The organism is Mesorhizobium sp. M7A.F.Ca.CA.002.15.2.1, from assembly GCF_003998715.1.
Lineage (GTDB): Bacteria > Pseudomonadota > Alphaproteobacteria > Rhizobiales > Rhizobiaceae > Mesorhizobium > Mesorhizobium ciceri.
The window spans coordinates 1-925 of the sequence record NZ_RZPI01001120.1; the positions used below are offsets into that span (position 1 = coordinate 1).

Genomic DNA, 925 nt, shown 5'->3' on the forward strand with positions numbered 1-925 from the left:
CCCACGGACTGATCACTTCCATGAAGGTCTCGAATTCCGCGCGCTTGATCGCCGCATAGGTCGCGGCGAACGACTTGCCCAGATGAGCGCAGAGTTCCTCGTCGCCCTCGAACAGGTCGACGGCTTCAAGCAGGCCGCGCGGCAGGTCGATCTCGTCGGCATTGGCCGTTGTCAGGACCGGGGGCTCGGCCTTGATCTTGTTGGTGATGCCGATCAGCCCGCAGGCAAGCGATGCCGCCAGCGCCAGATAGGGATTGGCATCGGAGGACGGGATGCGGTTTTCGACGCGCCGTGCCGCCGGATCCGAGCGTGGCACGCGAAACGCCGTGGTGCGGTTGTCATAGCCCCATTTGTTGTTGACCGGCGCCGACGCCGCCTGTGTCAGCCGGCGGTAGGAATTGACATAGGGCGCGAACATCACCAGCGCGTTCGGCACATGCTTCTGCATGCCGCCGATAAAGTGGAAAAAATCGTCGGTTTCCGAGCCGTCAGCGGCCGAAAAGATGTTCTGTCCGGTCTTCTTGTCGATGATCGACTGATGGATGTGCATGGCGGAGCCGGGTTGCCCCTGGATCGGCTTGGCCATGAAGGTGGCGTAGATCTCGTGCTTCAGCGCCGCCTCGCGAATGGTGCGCTTGAACATGAACACCTGGTCGGCCAGTTCGATCGGGTCGCCATGGCGCAGATTGATCTCCAACTGGCCGGCACCTTCCTCGTGGATCAGCGTATCGATCTCCAGGCCCTGGCTTTCGGAGAAATGGTAGATGTCGTCGATCAGTTCGTCGAATTCGTTGACGCCGGCGATCGAATAGCCGGCGCCGCCGCCGATCGCGCGTCCCGACCGGCCAACCGGCGGGGTCAGCGGATAGTCCGGGTCGGGATTCTTGCGCACCAGGTAGAACTCGATCTCGGGCGCCACCACAGG

General features: G+C 62.5%; 1 protein-coding gene. It reads right to left on the reverse strand.

Going from position 1 to position 925, the window contains the following annotated elements:
- Positions 1-925 (reverse strand): glutamine synthetase family protein (locus ENZ74_RS33060; protein WP_164761460.1); only part of this gene is annotated, 925 nt, incomplete at both ends.